Source organism: Pseudomonas sp. LBUM1678, assembly GCF_059695575.1.
Window position 1 is genome coordinate 736667 of the sequence record NZ_CP166775.1, and the last position, 22270, is coordinate 758936.

Below are 22270 nucleotides of genomic sequence, written 5' to 3' on the forward strand. Positions count from 1 at the left end.
ATGCTGCGTTTCGATGACTTGCAGTTGTTCGTCCGGGCAGCGGACCTGGGGAGTCTGTCGGCGGCGGCGCGGGTGATGGACATGTCGGCGGCGGTGGCCAGTGCGGCGCTGAAGCGCATTGAACAGCAACTCGGCGCGCGTTTGCTGGCGCGTTCCACCCGCAGTTTGCGTCTGACCGCCGAAGGTGAGGGCTTTCTGGAATATGCCCGGGCCGCCTTAAGCAACCTCGATGAAGGTCGTCGCTTGCTGGCCAGCGGTCAGGACCAGGTCAGCGGGATTTTGCAGTTGTCGGCACCGTCGGACTTTGGCCGCAACCTGTTGCTGCCATGGCTCGACGAATTCCAGCGTGAGCATCCCAAACTGACCGTGCGCCTGTTGCTGGGCGATCGCATCGCCGACCTGTTCCGCCAACCGGTGGACATTGCCCTGCGTTACGGCGAGCCAGAAGACTCAAGCCTGGTGGCTCTGCCCATCGCTGCGCAAAACCGCCGTGTGCTCTGCGCGGCACCGAGTTATCTGGCCAGGCATGGCGAGCCGCGGCATCTGGAGCAACTGGCGCAGCACAATTGTTTATTGTTCATGCTCGGTAGCCGGGTCCATGATCACTGGAGCTTCCACGACGGCAAGCGCGAAGTCGGCCTGACCGTCAGCGGCGATCGTTTCAGTGACGATGCCGATGTCGTGCGGCTGTGGGCAGTGGCGGGGGCGGGGATTGCTTATAAGTCCTGGCTCGATGTCGCCGCCGATGTGCTCGCCGGCCGATTGAAAGTGCTGATGCCGGAGTTGCTCTGCGAGCGCGCACCGCTGAATCTGCTGTGCGCCCATCGCGCACAATTGAGTAAGCCGGTGAACCTTTTGCGGGAAATGCTTGCCAGCCGATGCGCTCATTTAGGCAGCCAATTTCCGACGATATCGGGCATCGATCATTAGTCGCAGGCAAATAGCGAAATTTCTGTCAGGAACTATCACCACCCACGCTTTCCCAAGGGCAGGAACCGGCGGTTAACCCGCTTATACTAGCGCCCGCCTCATGTACGCACCGTCGATCTCGCGATGGCGAGTCCGCGTTCCAGTCGGCACGGCCCCTCGGCCAGGCACCAGAGCTTCGTGATACCTGCGAGGCAATGGCACAGGTGAGTGAGGGACTTTGCCCGGCTTATGGCGGTTTCCGCGTCTTGGCCGACGACACATTACTGGTCAAGATGTCTCTGAGCAGCAGACGAAACGATTCAACAGGGAGTGAATACATGGAACATGCACCTTGCATCAGCCAGATCGCCACGTTGCTGGCTGACCCCAAGCGCAGCGCAATGATGTGGGCCTTGATGGACGGCTCGGCGCGTCAGACCGAAGAGCTGGCGCTATTGGCCGGCCTGTCACCGTCTTCGGCCAGTGCACACCTGGGGCGTTTGTCCGCCGGAGGTCTGTTGAAAGTCGAAATCCGTGGGCGCAAACGCTTTTTCCGCCTGGCCGCGCCTGAAGTCGGTGCGGCAATCGAAGCGTTGGCCAGCGCGACGCTGGCCAGTACCCCGCAGCCAGTCCCGGACGTTTTCAAACGTCCCAGCCCCATTGCCAAACCGCAGGCGGCGCCTTCGTCGTTGTTGCGGGCCCGACTGTGCGATGACCACCTGGGAGGCACTCTGGCCGCCGACCTTTACCAGCGGCTGCTGGATGCGGGCTGGATCGAGCAGTTCGAACAGCGCGTCATGATCACCCACAAGGGGTCCACGCAACTGGCCTCGCGCGGGGTGTTCATCCAGGCCTTGGCCCATCGCAACAGCAGAGTGGCCTGCGCGTGTCCCGACTGGAGCGAAAGACGCCCGCACATGGGCGGTTCGCTGGGTGCTGCGTTGTTGCAGCTGTTCATGCAGTCCGGCTGGTTGAGCCTGCCCAACGATTCACGAGCTTTGCAGATCACGGCCGCGGGGCAACGGGAAATCCATCGTTTCGCCAAGGAAACCGAGCTGGAAATGGCGCTTTAGAGCCGTTTGATCGACTAAGCCGGTAGCCGCTGAACACAGAACCTGTGGGAGCGAGCCTGCTCGCGATGGCGATGTGTCAGTTAATATCTAAGTCAACTGACAGACTGCAATCGCGAGCAGGCTCGCTCCCACACGGTTATTTGGTGACCTTCAAGGTTTCACCAACCGCGCATCCAGGCTGTTCTGCGCCAGTCGCTTGGCCTGATCCTGGGTCATGCCCAGATCGGTGTACAGCGCATGGAAGTTCTCGGTCACATACCCGCCGAAGTACGCCGGGTCATCCGAGTTCACGGTCACTTTCACGCCACGCTCGAGCATGTCGAGGATGTTGTGCTGGGACATGTGGTCGAACACGCAGAGCTTGGTGTTGGACAACGGGCACACGGTCAGCGGAATCTGCTCGTCGATGATCCGCTGCATCAAGCGCTCGTCTTCGATGGCGCGCACGCCATGGTCGATGCGCTGGATTTTCAGCAGGTCGAGGGCTTCCCAGATGTACTCGGGCGGGCCTTCTTCACCGGCGTGGGCGACGGTCAGGAAACCTTCGTGACGGGCACGATCGAACACGCGCTGGAATTTGCTCGGCGGGTGGCCCATTTCCGAACTGTCCAGGCCGACAGCCACAAACGCCTCGCGAAACGGCAGTGCCTGGTCGAGGGTTTTCTGGGCTTCTTCTTCGCTCAAGTGACGCAGGAAGCTCAGGATCAAACCGCTGGTGATGCCCAGTTGCTGCTCGCCATCCTTGAGCGCCGCCGCGATGCCGTTGAGCACCACTTCGAACGGCACGCCACGGTCGGTGTGGGTCTGCGGGTCGAAGAACGGTTCGGTGTGAATCACGTTTTGCGCCTTGCAACGCAACAGGTAGGCCCAGGTCAGGTCGTAGAAATCCTGCGAGGTGCGCAACACGTCGGCGCCCTGGTAGTACAGATCGAGGAATTCTTGCAGGTTGTTGAAGGCGTACGCCTTGCGCAGGGTTTCGACATCGCTCCACGGCAGGGCGATCTTGTTGCGTTCGGCCAAGGCGAACAGCAACTCAGGCTCCAGCGAACCCTCGAGGTGCAAGTGCAGTTCTGCCTTGGGCAGGGCGTTCAGCCAGTCGTACATAGTCTTTTCTCATCAGGTGCAGATGGCGAGCATTCTACAGATGCCCGTAGAAACAATTAGCAAAACCTGACCAGCCGGTTCATCACACCGCTGGCTGTTCCCGTCGATAGGCGTAGGTCTCGGCGAAGCGCGAGAGCAGAAATTCGGCGCAGGTGGTGGCCGGGTACTTCGCCGGGTGCGATTCGTCCTGGCAACCGGGCAGGCATTCAATGCGCGTGTCGGGGTGGGGTTCGGCGAAGAACGGCATCGAGTAACGATCGACGCCCAGCGGGCTGATCACCCGGTGCGGCGTCGACACGTAACGGTCGTTGCTCCAGCGCGCCATCATGTCGCCGAGGTTGACCACGAAGGTGCCTTCGATTGGTGGCGCGTCGATCCACTCGCCTTTGACGTTGCGCACTTGCAGGCCACCGGCGGCGTCCTGATACAACAGAGTAATGCAGCCGTAATCGGTGTGGGCGCCGGCGCCTTGCTGATCGATGGAACTGGCGGTGTGACGGGGCGGGTAGTGAATCATCCGCAGGACGCTGACCGGCTCATGGAAGCGCGTGTCGAAGAAATCGCGCTCAATGTTCAACGCCATCGTCATGGCACGCAGCAGAGTTTGGGCGAGCGCTTGCATGTCGACGTAGTGTTGCTCCATCAGCGCTTCCCATCCCGGGATTGATGGATGGCGGTTGGGGCCGCGCAACGGTTTTTCCGCCAACACGTGCGGATGATCGGCCGGCAGGTGCAGGCCCATGTCGAAGGTTTCTTTCAGGTCGCTGGGCTTGCTCGGGTCGAGTTGTTCGGTGGCGATGGCGCCGTAGCCTCGATGGTGTCGCGTTTGGGTGATGTCGATCTTGAGCTTTTCGGCGGCGGGCAGGGCGAAGAAGCGTTGGGCATGGTCGAGCACGGCGTTGATGCGTTGCGCGGAAATCGGGTGGCCCGTGATGTAGAAGAAACCCCATTCGCGGCAGGCAAGGTCGATCTCGGCAGCGACGGCTGTCCACGCATTTTGGTCATCGCTGTAGAGGGGGGCGATGTCGATGATCGGGAGTTGGTTCATGCTGCTGTCCTGAAAGTGCCACTGGCTAAGGAACAGTGGAGATCCATTGTGGGAGCGAGCCTGCTCGCGATTGCAGTCTCTCAGTTGATTAAGATATTGACTGACACACCGACATCGCGAGCAGGCTCGCTCCCACAGGTACTGTGTTTCAAATGAAGAAGATTACTTGGGGATGTCGGCCTTCATGCCCTCAACGTAGTAGTTCATCGACGCCAGTTCCGCATTGCTGGCCGTCGCGCCCGCCGCAATTTTCTCGGTGCCGGCCTGATCCTTGATCGGTCCGGTGAACGGGTGGAAGGCGCCGCTCTTGATGTCGGCAATGATCTGCTCGGCTTCGGTTTTCACCGCCGCAGGCACCAGGTCACTGATCGGCAGTTCAACCGTGCCTTCCTTCAACCCGCCCCAGTAGTCCTGCGATTTCCACGTGTGGTCGAGCACGCTTTGGGTCGCCTGAATGTAATGCGGGCCCCAGTCGTTGACGATCGAAGTCAGCACCGCTTTCGGCCCGAAGTGCGCCATGTCCGAAGCGTAGCCGACGGCGTATACGCCGCGACGTTCGGCGGCCTGAATGGGCGCCGGGCTGTCGGTGTGCTGGAACACCACGTCCACGCCTTGGTCGATTAGCGCGTTGGCGGCGTCGGCTTCCTTGCCCGGATCGAACCAGGAGTTGACCCACACCACCTTGATCTCGGTGCCGGGGTTGTACTTGTTCAGGGCCAGTTGGATGGCGTTGATGTCGCGGATCACTTCCGGGATCGGGAAGGACGCGACGTAACCGATCTTTTTAGTCTTGGTCATCTTCGCCGCGAGGAAACCGCCGACGTAGCGCCCTTCATAGGTGCGCGCCAGGTAAGTGCCGAGGTTCTTGTCCTGCTTGTAGCCGGTGGCGTGTTCGAAGGTCACCTTGGGAAATTGCTTGGCGACTTTCAGGGTCGGGTTCATATAGCCGAAAGACGTGGTGAAGATCAGGTCGTAGTTGTCCTTGGCCATGTTGCGAATCACCCGCTCGGCATCCGCACCTTCGGCGACGTTCTCCACGTAATTGGTGGTGATCTGATTGCCGAATTTCTCGGCCAGCGCCTTGCGCCCCTGTTCATGCTGATACGTCCAGCCGTGGTCACCAATCGGACCGATATAGACGAAGCCGACTTTCAGCGGGTCGGCGGCACTGACGGTCAGGCTCGCGCTCAGACCGATGGCCGCGGCAACGGCGCAAAGCAGCTTCTTCAACGGACGTTTGTGCATGAATTCGAACTCCATGTTGTTGTGAGGTTGGCAGGGGCAATGCAAATTGCTGACCAACAGGACAACAAACGAGTCGAAACCGTGTCGAGGCCATCGCGAGCAGGCTCGCTCCTACAGGAGACCGCATTCCAATGTGGGAGTGAGCCTGCTCGCGATGAGGCCGGTTAGGCCGATAAAAGTGCACGTCCCGAACCTGCCGCCACCCACTGGTGCGCTAAGGTGTAACGAAACGTTAGCGCCGCCCCGCAGTCAGTAGCTCATCACTCTGTTTGCTCCACTCGGCAAAAAAAGGCCCGCAATGCTCACACTCCTCAAGCAAGAAAAGTTTCTGCTGCTGGCCCTGATTGCCGCATTCATTGCCTACCCGCTGGAACACTGGATGCTGCACAGCGGCCAACCCGTTGCGCTGACCGCCGGCCTGGTGCTGATCGCGTTCATCGTCGTCGCCTCCATGCGCGTCGCCCATCACGCCGAACTGCTCGCTGAAAAAGTTGGCGACCCTTACGGCACGATGATCCTGACCCTGGCCGCGGTGCTGGTGGAAGTGGTGATCCTGGCGATCATGATGAGCAACGAAGCATCACCCACGTTGGTGCGCGATACGATTTATTCGGCGGTGATGCTCGACATCAACGGCATCCTCGGCCTGGCCGCGTTGATGGGCGGGATCAAGCATGGCGAACAGTCCTATAACGACGACTCGGCCCGCAGTTACAGCGTGATGATCCTCACCGCCATGGGTGTGTCCATGGTGGTGCCGGAGTTCATCCCCGAGGCCAACTGGAAGATGTATTCGGCGTTCACGATTGGCGCGATGGTCGTGCTCTACGCCCTGTTCCTGCGTATGCAGGTCGGGCCGCACAGTTATTTCTTCAGTTACAGCTACCCGGAAAAACGCCGCAGGAAAGTTCCGGAGGAGGAGTCTGAACCGGTCAATCTGGCCTTGAGTATCGGCACGCTGGTGTTCGGTGTGGTGGTCATTGGCGCGTTGGCCGAAGTGATGTCCAAGACCCTCGACCTGGGTCTGGAAGGCACGGGCGCACCGCCGGTGATTACGGCGATTCTGGTGGCGGCCATTTCTGCCGCGCCGGAGATTCTGACCGCGTTGCGCGCGGCCTTGGCCAATCGCATGCAGTCGGTAGTCAACATCGCCATGGGCGCGTCACTGTCGACGGTGATCCTGACGGTTCCGGTGATGGAAGCGATGGCGCTCTACACCGGCCAGCCGTTCCAGATGGCGATGACCCCGGTGCAAACGGTGATGATCTTCCTCACCCTGATCGTCAGCGCGATCAACCTCAATGATGGCGAAACCAATGCCATCGAAGGCATGACGCATTTCGTGTTGTTTGCGACGTTCATCATGTTGTCGTTGTTGGGCCTCTAAAAGCTTCGCGGGCAAGCCTCGCTCCTACAGGGAAATGCGCATCCCTGTAGGAGCGAGGCTTGCCCGCGAAGGCGTCCTGTCAGGTGCCGGCAATCAATTGCCGGGCCGCCTGGCTGTGATCGGCGATCAAACCTTTGAGATCCAGCCCTTCAACCTGCCCGTCAATCACTCGCCACTTGCCGCCAATCATCACCCGATCCGCTCGATCCGCGCCGCACAGCAACAGCGCCGACACCGGATCATGGCTACCGGAGAAACGCAGCTCATCCAGCTTGAACAGTGCCAGATCCGCCTGCTTGCCCACCGCCAGTTCACCGATGTCGGTACGGCCCAGCAAACTCGCCGAACCTTTGGTCGCCCACCCCAGAACCAGTTCCGGCGTGATCTTTTCCGCGCCATAACGCAGCCGCTGAATGTACAGCGCCTGACGGGTTTCGAGCATCATGTTCGACGCATCGTTGGACGCCGATCCATCCACGCCCAGACCCAGCAACGCACCAGCAGCGGTCAGGTCCAGGGTTGGGCAAATGCCGGAGGCCAGACGCATGTTCGAACTCGGGCAATGGCAAATCCCGGTGCCAGCAGCGCCGAGGCGGGCGATTTCATCCGGATTGAAGTGGATGCCGTGGGCCAGCCAGGTCCGCGGGCCCAGCCAGCCGACGCTGTCCAGATAGTCCACGGTGCGCAAGCCGAAGCGGTGCAGGCAGAAGTCTTCTTCGTCGAGGGTTTCGGCCAGGTGCGTGTGCAGGCGCACGTCGAGTTTGTTCGCCAGCTCGGCGCTGGCAGACATGATTTCCGGGGTCACCGAAAAGGGCGAACACGGCGCCAGAGCGATCTGGATTTGCGCACCATCACCGCGCTCGTGGTATTCGGCGATCAAACGCTGACTGTCGTCGAGGATCACTTCGCCTTCCTGGACGGTCTGCTGCGGTGGCAGGCCGCCGTCCTTTTCGCCAAGGCTCATGGAGCCGCGCGTCAGCATGGCGCGCATGCCCAGTTCGCGGACGCTCTCGACTTGCACGTCGATCGCATTTTCCAGGCCTTCAGGAAACAGATAATGGTGATCGGCGGCGGTGGTGCAGCCGGACAGCAGCAATTCGGCCAGCGCAACTTTGGTGGCGAGGGCGAGTTTTTCAGGGGTGAGGCGGGCCCAGACCGGGTAGAGGGTTTTCAGCCAGGGGAACAACGGCTGATTGACCACCGGCGCCCAGGCGCGGGTCAAGGTTTGATAGAAGTGGTGATGGGTGTTGATCAATCCCGGCAGGATGACATGCTCGCGGGCATCGAAGACGTGTCCACAGGGCGCGGACGGTTGCTGGCCAGCGGCGAGCACTTCGACGATCACACCGTCTTGCACAACCAGACCACTACGGGCGTCGAGGCCATTGGCAGTAAAGATGGCGAGGGGATTTTTTAACCAGGTACGGGTCGCAGGCATGTTGGCCGGCTCCTCTGAAAGTGGGGTTCAGGTTAGCCAGCTCAGTGATTACCCTGTCTGCTGATCCAGGGTCGCCGCAAGGGCGAGGTGCGGAGTTTCAAACAAAACCGCCTGGCCGGCAAGCCCGGCCCGACAGAACAACCCAAATCCCTGTGTGGAATGATTCCTTGTGGGAGCGAGCCTGCTCCGGGCGGCGTTCCGACGATGATGGAGTGTCAGTCGACATCAGTGGTATCTGACACTCCGCTATCGTCGGAACGCCGCCCGGAGCAGGCTCGCTCCCACAGGGACGGTGGTGAATTACCAGGGAATGGTTTCGCCTCTGTAATTCACAAAATGATGCCCGCCCTTGCCGACATAAGCATTCACCTGATCAACCAACCCACGCGTACTGGTTTCCACATCGATATCAGCGCCTTCACCGCCCATGTCGGTCTTCACCCAACCTGGATGCAACGACAGCACAGTCAGTTTCTGCTCGCCCAATTGCGTCACAAAGCTGTTGGTCATCGAGTTCAGCGCAGCCTTGCTCGCCTTGTACAGCGCCAACTCCGGCGCGTCCGGCATGGTCACGCTACCCAGTACCGAACTCATGAACGCCAGCACGCCGGTATCCGGGCGAATCTGCCCGGCAAAACGTTGTGCCAGGTTGATCGGCGCCACGGCGTTGGTGAAAAACAATTGGCCGACCTCGGCCAGCGTCGCGCCGCCCGGCGTCTGCACCTCCGGCCCCTTGACCCCGGCATTGACGAACAGCAAATCAAACATTTCACCCTTGAGCTGTTGGCTCAGGGCGATGACGGCCTGCTGATCGTCCATGTCGAGTTTTTCGATCCGCACCTTGCCCAACGCTTGCAGCGCCTCGGCGTTTTGCGGATTGCGCGCGGTGGCGGTGACTTGCCAGCCGTCGGCCAGCAGGGTTTTCACCAGACCGAGGCCCAGGCCACGGGAGGCACCGATGATGAGTGCGGTTTTTGCCTTGGACATGAGTGGCTTCCTTGATAAATGAGGATCATGGACTCAGTGGACAGCGTTGCCCGAGCCGTTGTTGCAACTCGTGGCGCAATGCTCCGAGTTCGTCCATACGGGTTTCAATCAGCTTAAGCTTGTCTTGCAGCAATTGCGTGACGGCGCTGTCAGGATCTGGCGATTGCCAGATTGTGGCGACGCTGTTGCCGATCTCGCCCAGCGTAAAGCCCAACCGCTGAGCCGTCTTGATGTACAGCACCAGTTGCACCATGTCGGGCGGATAGTCGCGATAGCCGTTGGCACTGCGTTGCGCGGCGATCAGCCCGCGCTGCTCGTAGAAGCGCAGGGTGTCGCGGCTGACGGCGCTGGCCTGGGCTAATTCACCGATGCGCATCATGACGTCTCGAGAGGGGCTTGACCCTGGAGCATACTCCAGGCTTTAGCCTTGTTGCTCCCTGAATTTATGGAGCAAGGCCGATGTGGACTTCAACGCAATATCGCCGGTTGGTGCGGGGCAGCGCCTGGTATGACTTGATCGTGACGGCGGCGTTTATCACGCCGTGGAGTTTTGCCGCGTTGCATGGGGTGCTGTTGAGTGTGAGTCAGGCTTTCAATCTGCCTGGAGAGCTACCGGCGTTTGAGCCGATGCACATGCTGATGGTGAATCTGTTGGGTTCGATTGTGTGTGTCTGGGCGGTGCTGCGGATTCGTGATCCACAGCAGATTTATGGCCGCTATGACGCCGTTGGCAGATTTCTGTTCTCCACTTGGCAGCTGTATGCCTTGCTCCAGGGTGCCAGTTCACTGCTGGTGATTTTCCTGGTCTTTGAATTGGCGTGGGGCGTGGTTCAGGTGTTGCCGGTCAGGCAGTCATCGCGAGCAGGCTCGCTCCCACAGGGGAACGCGGTCTAATGTGGGACCGAGCCTGCTCGGGATGAGTCCGGTGCAGGCAACCACTAATGCCCAGCCCGCCACGGCTGCCCCAACGACACCGGCGCATACAACCGCGTACGCACCGCATCTCGCGACAACAGAACCAACACCACAATCGTCGCGACGTACGGCAGCATCGCCAGCAGACTCGACGGTATCGCCAGCCCCAACCCCTGCGCCACCAGGTGCAGGATGCTGGCGAGCCCGAACAGGTACGCGCCCAGCAGTAATCGCCACACGCGCCAACTGGCAAACACCACCAGGGCCAAGGCAATCCAGCCACGCCCGGCGCTCATGTTTTCCGCCCACATCGGCGTGTAGGCCAGGGACAAATAAGCCCCGGCCAACCCCGCCATTGCGCCCCCGAACAGCACCGCCAGCGCGCGCACGCCCAACACCGGCAAGCCCATGGCGCTGGCCGCATCCGGGCTTTCCCCGACGGCCTGAATGATCAGCCCGACACGACTCTTCAGGATCACCCACGCCACCAGCGCGAACAGTGCGAACGACAGATACACCAGCAGATCCTGCGCAAACAGCATCCGCCCGATCAGCGGAATCTCACTCAACCAGGGAATAGCCACCGGCTCAAAACCCGCCAGCGGTTTACCGACCCACGCCGCGCCTACGAAGGTCGACAGACCCACGCCAAAAATCGTCAGCGCCAACCCGGTGGCCACCTGATTGGCGTTGAACACCAGCGCCACCAGCGCAAACAGAGACGACAACAGCATCCCGGCAAGCATCGCCAGCAACACGCCGAGCCACAGGTTGCCGCTGTTCAGCGCGACGATAAAGCCGATCACCGCGCCAAACAGCATCATGCCTTCCTGGCCCAGATTCAGCACGCCGCTTTTCTCGCAGATCAATTCGCCCAGCGCTACCAACAGCAACGGCGTGCCGCAACGGACCATGGCGTAGAAAATATTGCTCAGCAGATCGATATCCATCACAGCGCTCCTGCGTGTACAGCGGTGGCTTGTTCGCGGCGAGTCCAGCGCAGGTTCAAACGCGGCCGGTAGAGAATCAGCACGTCACTGGCCAACAGGAAAAACAGCATCATTCCCTGGAACAATTGGGTGATCGCTTGGGGCAGATTCATGCTCATCTGCGCGCTCTCGCCGCCGATGTACAGCAACGCCATCAGCAAGCTGGAAAACAGAATGCCGATGGGGTTGAGTCGCCCGAGAAACGCTACGGTGATCGCGGCATAGCCATACCCCGGCGAGACTTGCGGCACCAGTTGGCCGATCGGCCCGGTGACTTCACAAACCCCGGCCAGCCCCGCCAATCCGCCGCTGATCAACAGCGCCAGCCAGATCAGCCGCTTCTCGCGAAACCCGACGAAACCCGCCGCACGCTTGTCCAGCCCAAGCACTTTGATCTGGAAACCGACAAAGCTTTTCTGCAATAAAACCCAGACCGCCACCAACGCGAGCAGGGCGAAATACACCCCGGCGTGAACCCGGCCGTCCTCCATCAACAGCGGCAAGCGGCTGGCATCGCCGAACATCGCCGACTCCGGAAAGTTGAACCCGGCCGGGTCCTTCAGCGGCCCATGCACGCAAAACAGCAGCAGGTTCAGCGCGATGTAATTGAGCATGATGCTGGTGAGGATTTCGTTGGCATTGAAACGCGTGCGCAACCACGCCGTCAGCCCGGCCCACGCGGCACCGGCCAGGGTGCCGACGAGCAGGATCAGCACCAGCGCCCAGCGACTTTGCATATCGATGATATTCACCGCCAGTGCACTGCTGGCCAGGGCGCCGAGCAGCAATTGGCCTTCGGCGCCGATGTTCCAGATCCGCGCCTGATACGCCACGGCCAGGCCCAGCGCGCAAAGCAGAATCGGCAAGGCTTTGACCAGCAGTTCGGAGACACCATATAAGTCGCTGACCGGCGCGATCAGCAGGGTGTGCAGCGTAAGCAGCGGATCATGGCCCAGCGCAATAAATAGCAGCGAGCCGCAGCCCAATGTCAGGACGGCGGCCAGCAACGGGGAGCACCACAGCATCAGGCGCGATTGCTGGCCACGGGGTTCGAGAGAAAGCAGCATGGAAAACTCCGTTAAACCGTTGCGGATGCAAGTGATTGAGGGGCGTCGAATTGGCCAGCCATCCAGCCGCCGACATCGATCAGGCGCGTGTCGACCGTGGCCCTGAGTGGCGACAGACGTCCGCTGCACAAGGCGCCGAGGCGGTCGCTGATCTGGAACAATTCATCGAGGTCTTCGCTGATCACCAGGATCGCCGCGCCGGCATCGCGCAAGGCAATCAATGCACGGTGAATGGTGGCGGCGGCGCCGACGTCCACGCCCCAGGTCGGGTGCGCGGCCACCAGCAATTTCGGTTGCTGAAGGATCTCGCGGCCGAGGATGAATTTCTGCAAATTACCGCCGGACAAACTACGGGCCCGCGCCTGGGTATCGGGCGTCTTCACACCAAAGCGGTGGATGATGTCTTGCGCCAACGCCTCGACCTTGGCGCGCTGGATCAGCCCGTTGCTGACCAGCCCTTGTTGAAACGCTGTGAGCAGGGCATTGTCGGCGAGGCTCAATTCGGGCACCGCACCGTGGCCCAGACGCTCGGCAGGAACGAACGCGAGGCCGAGTTTGCGTCGTGCATCGGGGCGCAAATCGGCGACCGGTTGCCCGCCGAAACGAATCGTCGCGTTATCGTTTCGGCTCAGCCGTTCTTCGCCGCTTAGCAGGGCCAGCAACTCATCCTGACCGTTGCCTGCTACGCCGGCGATACCGACGATTTCGCCGCTGCGCACTTCTAGGACAATGTCCGTCAGGGAGCAGCCGAACGGGTCGGGGTTGTGCCACGACAAGCCGTTCACGTTCAAAAATGCATCGCCGCCAATCACCTTCGGATAATCAGTAATCAGTTCAGCCGCCTCACCCACCATCAGCTTTGCCAATTGCTGATCAGAACACTCGGCCGGCACGCAATGCCCGGCCACTCGACCGCCGCGCAGCACCGTGGCGCTGTGGCACAACGCACGCACTTCACCGAGTTTGTGGCTGATAAACAGAATGCTGCAGCCCTCGGCCGCGAGTCGGCGCAGGGTGATGAAGAGGTCGTCGGCCTCCTGCGGTGTGAGCACCGAGGTCGGCTCATCGAGAATCAACAGGCGAATGTCCTGCATCAGGCAGCGAATGATTTCCACCCGTTGCCGCTCTCCGATCGATAGGCTGTGGACAAGTCGCTCCGGTTCCAGCGCCATGCCGTAGCGTCGGGAGACTTCACGAATCTTTGGCTCAAGCTGTTTCGGCGTGCCGGCCGCCGCACCCATCGCCAGGGCAATGTTCTGCGCCACGCTGAGGGTTTCGAACAGCGAGAAATGCTGGAACACCATGCCGATCCCCAATCCGCGAGCCTGTGCCGGATTGCGCATGTTTACGCGCTGGCCTTGCCAGATCATTTCGCCAGAGTCGGCGTGGGTGACGCCGTAGATGATTTTCATCAACGTACTTTTGCCCGCGCCGTTTTCGCCGAGCAGGGCGTGGATTTCACCGGGAGCAATGTTCAGGTCGATGGCGTCGTTGGCCAGGCAACCGGGGTAACGTTTGCTGATTCTGCGCAATTGCAGGCGGGGCGTTTGATCGGGGATCACCACGGGGTTGGGCATGACTGGCTCGGGTCGACAGGAGATATGCCTGTGGATAAAGCAATTTCCTGGCCATTGAGTCAGGAAAACAGAAAATCCTTGGTGGCAAAGGCATTGAGGACTGGGCCTCGCCATTTTTCGAATCCCGATCAGGCACCACTTGGGGGCAAAGTCTTTGATCAGGCTCTGATTTTGCTCGCTGGCAGTTGGTCAAAAAACGAGCAACACGCGGCGACCTATGCCGGGTATAGGGCTGCGCCAGCCATGAACGGGTTATCCACAGGTTGTTCCACAGTATTTGTGCGCAAGCCGAAAGCACGGGCATAAGCACTGTGCGGCTATCTTCTAAAGGTGATAACCGATGCTAACTGTTTGTTTTTTAGTGGAATTAGTCATTGGTGTGGGAAATTGGACGAAAAATGAGCAAAGCCCGCAAAGCCGCATGACAGAAGGGTTACAGCAGGATATGCGCAGGTTATCCACAGCCGGGTGCACAGCAGATGTGGGCAAGTAAACAGGGTCGACGAAAGGGCCGTGAGCGGTGTTGGTGCGATCAGTGCTGCAACACAATGCGCCCGCGACTCAAGTCTGCGAGCTGCGTTTGCAAGGCAGTGATCTGCTCCTTGCCGATCGCCAATTGCAACTCCACGCCATTGGCGGTGAAGGTTTCTTCCACCACCAGACCGCCCGACTCCGCGACGCGCAGTTTCACCAGCGCCAATTCACCAAATGCACAGGCACAACTCACCGACACCCGGCTGATCAGTTCAACTTTGGCCGCGCCTTGCAGGCATTTATTCGCGCCGCCGCCGTAGGCCCGGGCTAGACCGCCGGTGCCCAGTTGAATGCCGCCGTACCAACGAATCACCAGCACCGCGACCTGATCGCAATCCTGCGCATCGATGGCCGCCAGGATCGGGCGCCCAGCGGTGCCGCCGGGTTCGCCGTCGTCGTTGCTGCGGTATTGGTCGCCGAGCTTCCACGCCCAGCAGTTGTGCGAGGCGTTCAAGTCGCTGTGCTGATCGATGAACACCTGGGCTTCAGCGGGGCTGGAGATTGGCGCGGCGAAGGTGATGAAACGGCTTTTGCGAATCTCTTCGCGGTACTCGCAAAAACCGCTGAGGGTAAAAGGCATAAGTGTATTAGATAGCTGGCGTGAGGCCGCAGCCCTTGAGGATGATGCGGATCAGGTTATTGCCGGCGTCTTCCATGTCTTGCTTTGTCAGCTTGGTGCGGCCGCTGACACGGCAGATCTGTGTGGCGAAGTCGGCGTAATGCTGGGTGCTGCCCCACAACAGGAAGATCAGGTTCACCGGATCGACCGGGTCCATCTTGCCGGCATCGATCCACGCCTGGAACACCGCCGCCCGACCCTGGAACCAGGCGCGGTAGTCCTGGTCGAAATACTCGGTCAGGCATTCGCCGCCACTGATCACTTCCATGGCGAAGATCCGCGAGGCTTGCGGCTGGCGACGGGAGAATTCCATTTTGGCGCGGATATAACGCGTCAGCGCTTCTGCCGGATCATCCTCGGCGGTCAGCGTGTTGAAGGTGCTGTCCCATAATTCGATGATGTTGCTCAGCACCGCCACGTACAAACCGAGTTTGTTGGTGAAGTAGTAATGCAGGTTCGCCTTGGGCAACCCGGCATTCAGGGCAATGGTGTTCATGCTGGTGCCTTTGAATCCGTGACGGGCGAACTCGTCTTCGGCGGCTTTGATGATGGTCTCTTCGTTCTTCTGACGAATGCGGCTGGCAGGTTTGCCGCCGTGAGCGGGGACTTCAAAGGTCATAGGCACTTCCGAACAGGATGGGTGGGTGCAACCAAATGCGTTGATAGCGCACCCACAGGTTCCAGACAAGTCCCGACGCGATAAAACCTGAATACCACAATCCCCTGTGGGATCGCCGCACCGCCGCTCCCACATTTTCTCAGCGTGTCGCGGCCAGGCTTTCCAGAAAACTTTCCAGCACCAAATGCGGGCGGCGACCCTTGCGCGTGACCGATGCGAGGCTCAGGTCATAAAAGCGGGCATTGGGTTTAAGCGCGCGCAATCGACCTTGCTGCACCCAGAGGCTGGCGTAGTGGTCCGGCAGGTAGCCGATGTAGCGCCCGGTGAGGATCAAGAACGCCATGCCTTCGCGGTCCGAGGCACTGGCGGTGCAATTGAGCACCTGGTAGTGCGCCTGGATTTCTGCCGGCAAACGGAAGGTCGGCGCAATGGCGTCCTGACTGTTGAGGCGCTCGTCGTCCAGTTGTTTGTCGTCGACATAAAACAAGGGGTGGCCGACTGCGCAATACAGCAGCGAACGTTCGCTGTAGAGCGGCTGATATTCCAGTCCCGACAGTGCGCTGGCCTGCGGTACCACGCCGACATGCAAGCGACCGTCGAGCACGCCTTGTTCGACTTCGTTGGGCGCGATCATGCGGATCTGAATCTGCACGTCCGGTCCGCGTTCCTTCAGTTGCGCGAGGGCATGGGTGATGCGCATGTGGGGCAGGGTGACGAGGTTGTCGGTCAGGCCGATGGTCAATTCACCGCGCAGATGCTGGTGCAGACCGTTGACCTCGGTGCGGAAACTTTCCAGCGCACTTAATAGTTGCAACGCTGATTGGTAAACCTCGCGACCTTCTTCGGTCAGGGAAAACCCGGCGCGACCGCGTTGGCATAACCGCAGGCCAAGGCGCTGTTCCAGATCGCTCATTTGCTGGCTGATGGCCGAGCGACCGATTCCCAGTACCGATTCCGCCGCGGAGAAGCCGCCGCATTCCACCACGCTGCGGAAAATCCGCAGCAGGCGGATATCAAAGTCGCTGACTTGCGCGAGTGGATCGGGGCGGCGGCTGCTCATAGTTTAGTGTGGGCCTGACTGAACGTTAGAAAAGTTGGATTTCACCGACTTTATCCCCGTGGCAATTTAGCTGCAAGAACGCTTTTGATCTCTATGCCGCTTATTGCTCTGCGAGGTTTTGCCCATGAACTTGCCCGAAAACGCCCCGACTTCCCTGGCCAGCCAGCTCAAGCTCGATGCTCACTGGATGCCCTACACCGCTAACCGCAATTTCCAGCGCGATCCGCGACTGATCGTTGCCGCGGAAGGAAGCTGGCTGACGGACGACAAGGGTCGCAAGGTCTACGATTCGCTGTCGGGTTTGTGGACCTGTGGCGCGGGGCACACTCGCAAGGAAATCCAGGAAGCCGTCGCCAAGCAGTTGGGCACCCTCGATTACTCGCCGGGCTTCCAGTACGGTCATCCGCTGTCGTTTCAACTGGCCGAGAAAATCACTGACCTGACCCCTGGCAATCTGAACCACGTGTTCTTCACCGACTCGGGCTCCGAATGCGCTGACACCGCAGTGAAGATGGTCCGTGCTTACTGGCGCCTGAAAGGCCAGGCCACCAAGACCAAAATGATCGGCCGTGCCCGTGGCTACCACGGTGTAAACATCGCCGGCACCAGCCTTGGCGGTGTGAACGGCAACCGTAAAATGTTTGGTCAGGCGATGATGGACGTCGATCACCTGCCGCACACGTTGCTGGCGAGCAATGCCTACTCACGTGGTATGCCGACAGAAGGCGGAATCGCGCTGGCCGATGAACTGCTCAAGCTGATCGAGCTGCATGATGCTTCGAACATTGCCGCCGTTTTCGTCGAGCCAATGGCCGGTTCCGCTGGCGTGCTGGTTCCGCCGCAGGGCTACCTGAAGCGTCTGCGCGAGATTTGTGATCAGCACAACATCTTGCTGGTGTTCGACGAAGTGATCACTGGTTTCGGCCGCACTGGTTCGATGTTCGGCGCCGACAGCTTCGGCGTGACCCCGGACCTGATGTGCATTGCCAAGCAAGTTACCAACGGCGCGATCCCGATGGGCGGGGTGATTGCCAGCTCCGAGATCTACCAGACCTTCATGAACCAGGCGACGCCTGAGTACGCGGTGGAATTCCCGCACGGTTACACCTACTCCGCACACCCTGTTGCTTGCGCGGCTGGCCTGGCCGCACTCGATCTGCTGCAAAAGGAAAACCTGGTGCAAAGCGTGGCCGAAGTCGCACCGCATTTCGAAAATGCGCTGCACGGCCTGAAGGGCTCGAAAAACATTATCGACATTCGTAACTACGGCCTGGCCGGCGCTATCCAGATCGCACCACGTGACGGCGATGCCATCGTGCGTCCGTTCGAAGCGGGCATGGCGCTGTGGAAAGCCGGGTTCTACGTGCGCTTTGGCGGCGACACCCTGCAGTTCGGCCCAACCTTCAACAGCAAGCCGCAAGACCTTGATCGTCTGTTCGACGCGGTCGGCGAAGTGTTGAACAAAATCGACTGATATTCCCTTCTATTCTCTCTATATAAAGACGGACGCCCTTTGAAGGGCGCCTGTGGACAACTTTTCAGGAGCCCCGCATGAGCCTTATCCCGCATTTGATCAATGGCGAACTGGTGACCGAAGACGGTCGCACGGCTGACGTGTTCAACCCGTCCACCGGCCAGGCTATCCACAAGTTGCCGTTGGCCAGCCGCGAAACCATTCAGAAAGCCATCGACTCGGCCAAAGCTGCGTTCCCGGCTTGGCGTAACACGCCGCCGGCCAAACGTGCGCAGGTGATGTTCCGCTTCAAGCAATTGCTGGAGCAGAACGAAGCGCGTATCGCGCAGTTGATCAGTGAAGAACATGGCAAGACCCTGGAAGATGCTGCCGGTGAACTGAAACGCGGCATCGAGAACGTTGAGTTCGCGTGTGCAGCTCCCGAAATCCTCAAGGGCGAGTACAGCCGTAACGTCGGCCCGAACATTGATGCCTGGTCGGACTTCCAGCCGCTGGGTGTCGTTGCCGGTATCACGCCGTTCAACTTCCCGGCGATGGTGCCGCTGTGGATGTATCCACTGGCGATCGTCTGCGGCAACTGCTTCATCCTTAAACCATCGGAGCGTGATCCGAGCTCGACCTTGTTGATCGCTCAGCTGTTGATCGAAGCAGGTCTGCCTAAAGGCGTGCTGAGTGTGGTGCACGGCGACAAGGCTGCGGTGGATGCGCTGATCGAAGCGCCAGAAGTCAAAGCGCTGAGCTTTGTCGGTTCGACGCCGATTGCCGAATACATCTATGCCGAAGGCACCAAGCGCGGCAAGCGCGTTCAGGCACTTGGCGGTGCGAAGAACCATGCGGTGCTGATGCCGGATGCGGATCTGGATAACGCGGTCAGCGCACTGATGGGCGCGGCGTACGGTTCTTGCGGTGAGCGTTGCATGGCGATCTCGGTGGCCGTGTGTGTAGGCGACCAGGTGGCGGATGCATTGGTGGCCAAGTTGGTACCGCAAATCAAGGCGCTGAAAATCGGTGCCGGGACGACCTGCGGCCTGGACATGGGGCCACTGGTTTCCGGTCAGGCTCGCGACAAAGTCAGTGGCTATATAGAAGACGGCGTTTCTTCGGGTGCCTCCTTGGTTGTGGATGGTCGTGGTCTGAGCGTTGCCGGTCATGAGGAAGGCTTCTTCCTGGGTGGCTGCCTGTTCGATAACGTCACGCCAGAGATGCGCATCTATAAAGAAGAGATCTTTGGGCCGGTGCTGTGTGTCGTTCGCGTCAACAGCCTGGAAGAGGCGATGCAGCTGATCAACGAACACGAGTATGGCAACGGCACCTGCATCTTCACCCGTGATGGGGAAGCGGCGCGGTTGTTCTGTGACGAGATCGAAGTCGGTATGGTCGGCGTCAACGTGCCGTTGCCGGTGCCAGTGGCTTATCACAGCTTCGGAGGCTGGAAGCGTTCGCTCTTCGGCGATCTGCATGCGTATGGCCCGGATGGCGTGCGTTTCTACACCCGTCGCAAAGCCATTACTCAGCGCTGGCCGCAGCGTGCTAGCCATGAAGCATCGCAATTCGCGTTCCCTAGCTTGTAAGTAGAAGGGAGAAGGCCGAGCCCCTTGGGGCTCGGCCTTCATGTTTTCGGGCTTTTTTGACCTATATGACAGAAATGTGAAAATAGGTATTGACGGCAGATTCTGGAAGTCTATAATTCGCCCCACTTCCGGCGCAGTCGAAACGGAAAACTCCTTGGAAAACAAAGAGTTACGCGGTTTTCGACAGCGAGTTGCTTCAGGTCATCGAAGCCCAGAGGGAGTTGATCAGGCAGGTTGTTTGGCGTGATTGACGGTTCGATCTTCTCGGTCGAAAGCGGAGAAAAAGAGGTGTTGACAGCAGCGAGTAACGCTGTAGAATTCGCCTCCCGCTAACGAGAGATCGGAAGCGCAAGTGGTTGAAGTTGCAAAGGAAACTTTGAAAACTTCTGAAAATAACCGCTTGACAGCAACAGAGGCTGCTGTAGAATGCGCGCCTCGGTTGAGACGAAAGATCTTAACCAACCGCTCTTTAACAACTGAATCAAGCAATTCGTGTGGGTGCTTGTGGAGTCAGACTGATAGTCAACAAGATTATCAGCATCACAAGTTACTCCGCGAGAAATCAAAGATGTAACCAACGATTGCTGAGCCAAGTTTAGGGTTTCTTAAAAACCCAAAGATGTTTGAACTGAAGAGTTTGATCATGGCTCAGATTGAACGCTGGCGGCAGGCCTAACACATGCAAGTCGAGCGGCAGCACGGGTACTTGTACCTGGTGGCGAGCGGCGGACGGGTGAGTAATGCCTAGGAATCTGCCTGGTAGTGGGGGATAACGCTCGGAAACGGACGCTAATACCGCATACGTCCTACGGGAGAAAGCAGGGGACCTTCGGGCCTTGCGCTATCAGATGAGCCTAGGTCGGATTAGCTAGTTGGTGAGGTAATGGCTCACCAAGGCGACGATCCGTAACTGGTCTGAGAGGATGATCAGTCACACTGGAACTGAGACACGGTCCAGACTCCTACGGGAGGCAGCAGTGGGGAATATTGGACAATGGGCGAAAGCCTGATCCAGCCATGCCGCGTGTGTGAAGAAGGTCTTCGGATTGTAAAGCACTTTAAGTTGGGAGGAAGGGCATTAACCTAATACGTTAGTGTTTTGACGTTACCGACAGAATAAGCACCGGCTAACTCTGTGCCAGCAGCCGCGGTAATACAGAGGGTGCAAGCGTTAATCGGAATTACTGGGCGTAAAGCGCGCGTAGGTGGTTTGTTAAGTTGGATGTGAAATCCCCGGGCTCAACCTGGGAACTGCATTCAAAACTGACAAGCTAGAGTATGGTAGAGGGTGGTGGAATTTCCTGTGTAGCGGTGAAATGCGTAGATATAGGAAGGAACACCAGTGGCGAAGGCGACCACCTGGACTGATACTGACACTGAGGTGCGAAAGCGTGGGGAGCAAACAGGATTAGATACCCTGGTAGTCCACGCCGTAAACGATGTCAACTAGCCGTTGGGAGCCTTGAGCTCTTAGTGGCGCAGCTAACGCATTAAGTTGACCGCCTGGGGAGTACGGCCGCAAGGTTAAAACTCAAATGAATTGACGGGGGCCCGCACAAGCGGTGGAGCATGTGGTTTAATTCGAAGCAACGCGAAGAACCTTACCAGGCCTTGACATCCAATGAACTTTCCAGAGATGGATTGGTGCCTTCGGGAACATTGAGACAGGTGCTGCATGGCTGTCGTCAGCTCGTGTCGTGAGATGTTGGGTTAAGTCCCGTAACGAGCGCAACCCTTGTCCTTAGTTACCAGCACGTAATGGTGGGCACTCTAAGGAGACTGCCGGTGACAAACCGGAGGAAGGTGGGGATGACGTCAAGTCATCATGGCCCTTACGGCCTGGGCTACACACGTGCTACAATGGTCGGTACAGAGGGTTGCCAAGCCGCGAGGTGGAGCTAATCCCAGAAAACCGATCGTAGTCCGGATCGCAGTCTGCAACTCGACTGCGTGAAGTCGGAATCGCTAGTAATCGCGAATCAGAATGTCGCGGTGAATACGTTCCCGGGCCTTGTACACACCGCCCGTCACACCATGGGAGTGGGTTGCACCAGAAGTAGCTAGTCTAACCTTCGGGAGGACGGTTACCACGGTGTGATTCATGACTGGGGTGAAGTCGTAACAAGGTAGCCGTAGGGGAACCTGCGGCTGGATCACCTCCTTAATCGACGACATCAGCTGCTCCATAAGTTCCCACACGAATTGCTTGATTCATTGAAGAAGACGATAAGAAGCAGCCCGAAATTGGGTCTGTAGCTCAGTTGGTTAGAGCGCACCCCTGATAAGGGTGAGGTCGGCAGTTCGAATCTGCCCAGACCCACCAATTTTGTGTGGGAACCTGTAGAAATACGGGGCCATAGCTCAGCTGGGAGAGCGCCTGCCTTGCACGCAGGAGGTCAACGGTTCGATCCCGTTTGGCTCCACCACTACTGCTTCTGTTTGTTGAAAGCTTAGAAATGAGCATTCCACCAAGACGGTGATGAATGTTGATTTCTAGTCTTTGATTAGATCGTTCTTTAAAAATTTGGGTATGTGATAGAAAGATAGACTGAGCGTTACTTTCACTGGTAACGGATCAGGCTAAGGTAAAATTTGTGAGTTGCTCTTAATTGAGTATTATCGAATTTTCGGCGAATGTCGTCTTCACAGTATAA

The 22270-nt window shown here is 59.0% G+C and carries 19 protein-coding genes, 2 tRNA genes and 1 rRNA gene; 10 read left to right on the top strand and 12 right to left on the bottom strand.

Annotation, left to right across the window (positions count from 1 at the left end; genetic code table 11):
* Together vimR and ACA070_RS03265 are read left to right on the top strand one after the other, a co-directional pair.
* Window positions 1–930: a transcription regulator VimR gene (vimR, locus tag ACA070_RS03260; protein ID WP_461979140.1), complete on the top strand. Its 930-nt coding sequence runs from the start codon at window positions 1–3 to the stop codon at window positions 928–930.
* Between the two features lie 317 nt (window positions 931–1247).
* Entirely contained in the window at window positions 1248–1982 is a 735-nt protein-coding gene (locus ACA070_RS03265) for an ArsR/SmtB family transcription factor (protein WP_497450014.1), read from the top strand.
* A 150-nt stretch (window positions 1983–2132) separates the two neighbouring features.
* Here the strand turns inward: ACA070_RS03265 and ACA070_RS03270 are convergent, their stop codons facing one another.
* The 3 genes from ACA070_RS03270 to ACA070_RS03280 form a co-directional block, all read right to left on the bottom strand.
* Window positions 2133–3086, bottom strand: a complete 954-nt coding sequence (locus ACA070_RS03270) for an adenosine deaminase (RefSeq protein WP_131058934.1) — start codon at window positions 3084–3086, stop codon at window positions 2133–2135.
* A gap of 82 nt (window positions 3087–3168) precedes the next feature.
* Window positions 3169–4134 (bottom strand): 2-oxoglutarate and iron-dependent oxygenase domain-containing protein, encoded by a 966-nt coding sequence (locus tag ACA070_RS03275; RefSeq protein WP_497450015.1) that lies wholly within the window; start codon window positions 4132–4134, stop codon window positions 3169–3171.
* A 162-nt stretch (window positions 4135–4296) separates the two neighbouring features.
* Window positions 4297–5379, bottom strand: coding sequence for a BMP family ABC transporter substrate-binding protein (locus ACA070_RS03280; protein ID WP_497450016.1), 1083 nt, complete (start codon window positions 5377–5379; stop codon window positions 4297–4299).
* Between the two features lie 298 nt (window positions 5380–5677).
* On the opposite strand from ACA070_RS03280, the gene ACA070_RS03285 reads away from it, so the two are divergent.
* Window positions 5678–6766, top strand: coding sequence for a calcium:cation antiporter (locus ACA070_RS03285; RefSeq protein ID WP_497450017.1), 1089 nt, complete (start codon window positions 5678–5680; stop codon window positions 6764–6766).
* A 79-nt stretch (window positions 6767–6845) separates the two neighbouring features.
* Here the strand turns inward: ACA070_RS03285 and ACA070_RS03290 are convergent, their stop codons facing one another.
* The 3 genes from ACA070_RS03290 to ACA070_RS03300 all read right to left on the bottom strand — a co-directional run bounded on the left by ACA070_RS03290 (window position 6846) and on the right by ACA070_RS03300 (window position 9567).
* The gene (locus tag ACA070_RS03290; RefSeq protein WP_497450018.1) at window positions 6846–8204 is read right to left on the bottom strand and encodes an 8-oxoguanine deaminase; all 1359 of its coding nucleotides are present in this window, start codon (window positions 8202–8204) and stop codon (window positions 6846–6848) included.
* Window positions 8205–8504: 300 nt separating this feature from the next.
* Window positions 8505–9191 carry an SDR family oxidoreductase gene (locus ACA070_RS03295; protein ID WP_497450019.1) on the bottom strand — a complete coding sequence of 229 codons (687 nt, stop codon included), beginning with the start codon at window positions 9189–9191 and terminating at the stop codon, window positions 8505–8507.
* 25 nt (window positions 9192–9216) lie between these two features.
* Window positions 9217–9567: a MerR family transcriptional regulator gene (locus ACA070_RS03300; RefSeq protein ID WP_077750226.1), complete on the bottom strand. Its 351-nt coding sequence runs from the start codon at window positions 9565–9567 to the stop codon at window positions 9217–9219.
* 83 nt (window positions 9568–9650) lie between these two features.
* Here ACA070_RS03300 and ACA070_RS03305 point away from each other — a divergent pair, with 83 nt between their 5' ends.
* Entirely contained in the window at window positions 9651–10085 is a 435-nt protein-coding gene (locus ACA070_RS03305; RefSeq protein WP_497450020.1) for a hypothetical protein, read from the top strand.
* 44 nt (window positions 10086–10129) lie between these two features.
* Here ACA070_RS03305 and ACA070_RS03310 read toward each other — a convergent pair whose 3' ends face one another.
* Genes ACA070_RS03310 through ACA070_RS03320 form a run of 3 tightly spaced genes read right to left on the bottom strand, consistent with a single transcriptional unit; the run spans window position 10130 to window position 13739 of the window.
* Complete coding sequence (locus ACA070_RS03310) at window positions 10130–11056, bottom strand: ABC transporter permease (RefSeq protein ID WP_497450021.1); 927 nt, start codon at window positions 11054–11056, stop codon at window positions 10130–10132.
* The gene (locus tag ACA070_RS03315) at window positions 11056–12162 is read right to left on the bottom strand and encodes an ABC transporter permease (RefSeq protein ID WP_497450022.1); all 1107 of its coding nucleotides are present in this window, start codon (window positions 12160–12162) and stop codon (window positions 11056–11058) included. Before ACA070_RS03315 ends, ACA070_RS03310 begins: the two co-directional genes overlap by 1 nt.
* 11 nt (window positions 12163–12173) lie before the next feature.
* Entirely contained in the window at window positions 12174–13739 is a 1566-nt protein-coding gene (locus ACA070_RS03320; protein ID WP_497450023.1) for an ABC transporter ATP-binding protein, read from the bottom strand.
* Window positions 13740–13769: 30 nt separating this feature from the next.
* Between ACA070_RS03320 and ACA070_RS03325 the strand changes: the two genes are divergently transcribed.
* Window positions 13770–14045, top strand: a complete 276-nt coding sequence (locus ACA070_RS03325; protein ID WP_497450024.1) for a hypothetical protein — start codon at window positions 13770–13772, stop codon at window positions 14043–14045.
* A gap of 226 nt (window positions 14046–14271) precedes the next feature.
* Here the strand turns inward: ACA070_RS03325 and ACA070_RS03330 are convergent, their stop codons facing one another.
* The 3 genes from ACA070_RS03330 to ACA070_RS03340 all read right to left on the bottom strand — a co-directional run bounded on the left by ACA070_RS03330 (window position 14272) and on the right by ACA070_RS03340 (window position 16571).
* A complete protein-coding gene (locus tag ACA070_RS03330) occupies window positions 14272–14853 on the bottom strand; it encodes an IMPACT family protein (RefSeq protein WP_497450025.1) in 582 nt (193 codons plus the stop codon).
* A 7-nt stretch (window positions 14854–14860) separates the two neighbouring features.
* Entirely contained in the window at window positions 14861–15511 is a 651-nt protein-coding gene (locus tag ACA070_RS03335; protein ID WP_497450026.1) for a TetR/AcrR family transcriptional regulator, read from the bottom strand.
* A gap of 139 nt (window positions 15512–15650) precedes the next feature.
* A complete protein-coding gene (locus ACA070_RS03340) occupies window positions 15651–16571 on the bottom strand; it encodes a LysR family transcriptional regulator (protein WP_497450027.1) in 921 nt (306 codons plus the stop codon).
* A 124-nt stretch (window positions 16572–16695) separates the two neighbouring features.
* On the opposite strand from ACA070_RS03340, the gene aptA reads away from it, so the two are divergent.
* The 5 genes from aptA (at window position 16696) to ACA070_RS03365 (ending at window position 22042) form a co-directional block, all read left to right on the top strand.
* On the top strand, window positions 16696–18045 hold the full coding sequence (gene aptA, locus ACA070_RS03345) for an omega-aminotransferase AptA (protein WP_497450028.1): 1350 nt from the start codon (window positions 16696–16698) through the stop codon (window positions 18043–18045).
* 77 nt (window positions 18046–18122) lie between these two features.
* Entirely contained in the window at window positions 18123–19616 is a 1494-nt protein-coding gene (locus tag ACA070_RS03350; protein WP_497450029.1) for a CoA-acylating methylmalonate-semialdehyde dehydrogenase, read from the top strand.
* A gap of 625 nt (window positions 19617–20241) precedes the next feature.
* A 16S ribosomal RNA gene (locus ACA070_RS03355) occupies window positions 20242–21780 on the top strand.
* Window positions 21781–21862: 82 nt separating this feature from the next.
* Window positions 21863–21939 (top strand) — tRNA-Ile (locus ACA070_RS03360).
* A gap of 27 nt (window positions 21940–21966) precedes the next feature.
* Window positions 21967–22042 (top strand) — tRNA-Ala (locus ACA070_RS03365).
* Window positions 22043–22270: the final 228 nt, after the last annotated feature.

Coding starts and splice junctions, on each gene's coding strand:
- ACA070_RS03300 (WP_077750226.1), bottom strand. CDS start 9,567: ATGCGCATCGGTGAATTAGCCCAGGCCAGCGCCGTCAGCCGCGACACC.
- ACA070_RS03340 (WP_497450027.1), bottom strand. CDS start 16,571: ATGAGCAGCCGCCGCCCCGATCCACTCGCGCAAGTCAGCGACTTTGAT.
- ACA070_RS03290 (WP_497450018.1), bottom strand. CDS start 8,204: ATGCCTGCGACCCGTACCTGGTTAAAAAATCCCCTCGCCATCTTTACT.
- ACA070_RS03310 (WP_497450021.1), bottom strand. CDS start 11,056: ATGGATATCGATCTGCTGAGCAATATTTTCTACGCCATGGTCCGTTGC.
- ACA070_RS03280 (WP_497450016.1), bottom strand. CDS start 5,379: ATGCACAAACGTCCGTTGAAGAAGCTGCTTTGCGCCGTTGCCGCGGCC.
- aptA (WP_497450028.1), top strand. CDS start 16,696: ATGAACTTGCCCGAAAACGCCCCGACTTCCCTGGCCAGCCAGCTCAAG.
- ACA070_RS03320 (WP_497450023.1), bottom strand. CDS start 13,739: ATGCCCAACCCCGTGGTGATCCCCGATCAAACGCCCCGCCTGCAATTG.
- ACA070_RS03270 (WP_131058934.1), bottom strand. CDS start 3,086: ATGTACGACTGGCTGAACGCCCTGCCCAAGGCAGAACTGCACTTGCAC.
- vimR (WP_461979140.1), top strand. CDS start 1: ATGCTGCGTTTCGATGACTTGCAGTTGTTCGTCCGGGCAGCGGACCTG.
- ACA070_RS03315 (WP_497450022.1), bottom strand. CDS start 12,162: ATGCTGCTTTCTCTCGAACCCCGTGGCCAGCAATCGCGCCTGATGCTG.
- ACA070_RS03285 (WP_497450017.1), top strand. CDS start 5,678: ATGCTCACACTCCTCAAGCAAGAAAAGTTTCTGCTGCTGGCCCTGATT.
- ACA070_RS03295 (WP_497450019.1), bottom strand. CDS start 9,191: ATGTCCAAGGCAAAAACCGCACTCATCATCGGTGCCTCCCGTGGCCTG.
- ACA070_RS03275 (WP_497450015.1), bottom strand. CDS start 4,134: ATGAACCAACTCCCGATCATCGACATCGCCCCCCTCTACAGCGATGAC.
- ACA070_RS03330 (WP_497450025.1), bottom strand. CDS start 14,853: ATGCCTTTTACCCTCAGCGGTTTTTGCGAGTACCGCGAAGAGATTCGC.
- ACA070_RS03305 (WP_497450020.1), top strand. CDS start 9,651: ATGTGGACTTCAACGCAATATCGCCGGTTGGTGCGGGGCAGCGCCTGG.
- ACA070_RS03265 (WP_497450014.1), top strand. CDS start 1,248: ATGGAACATGCACCTTGCATCAGCCAGATCGCCACGTTGCTGGCTGAC.
- ACA070_RS03335 (WP_497450026.1), bottom strand. CDS start 15,511: ATGACCTTTGAAGTCCCCGCTCACGGCGGCAAACCTGCCAGCCGCATT.
- ACA070_RS03350 (WP_497450029.1), top strand. CDS start 18,123: ATGAGCCTTATCCCGCATTTGATCAATGGCGAACTGGTGACCGAAGAC.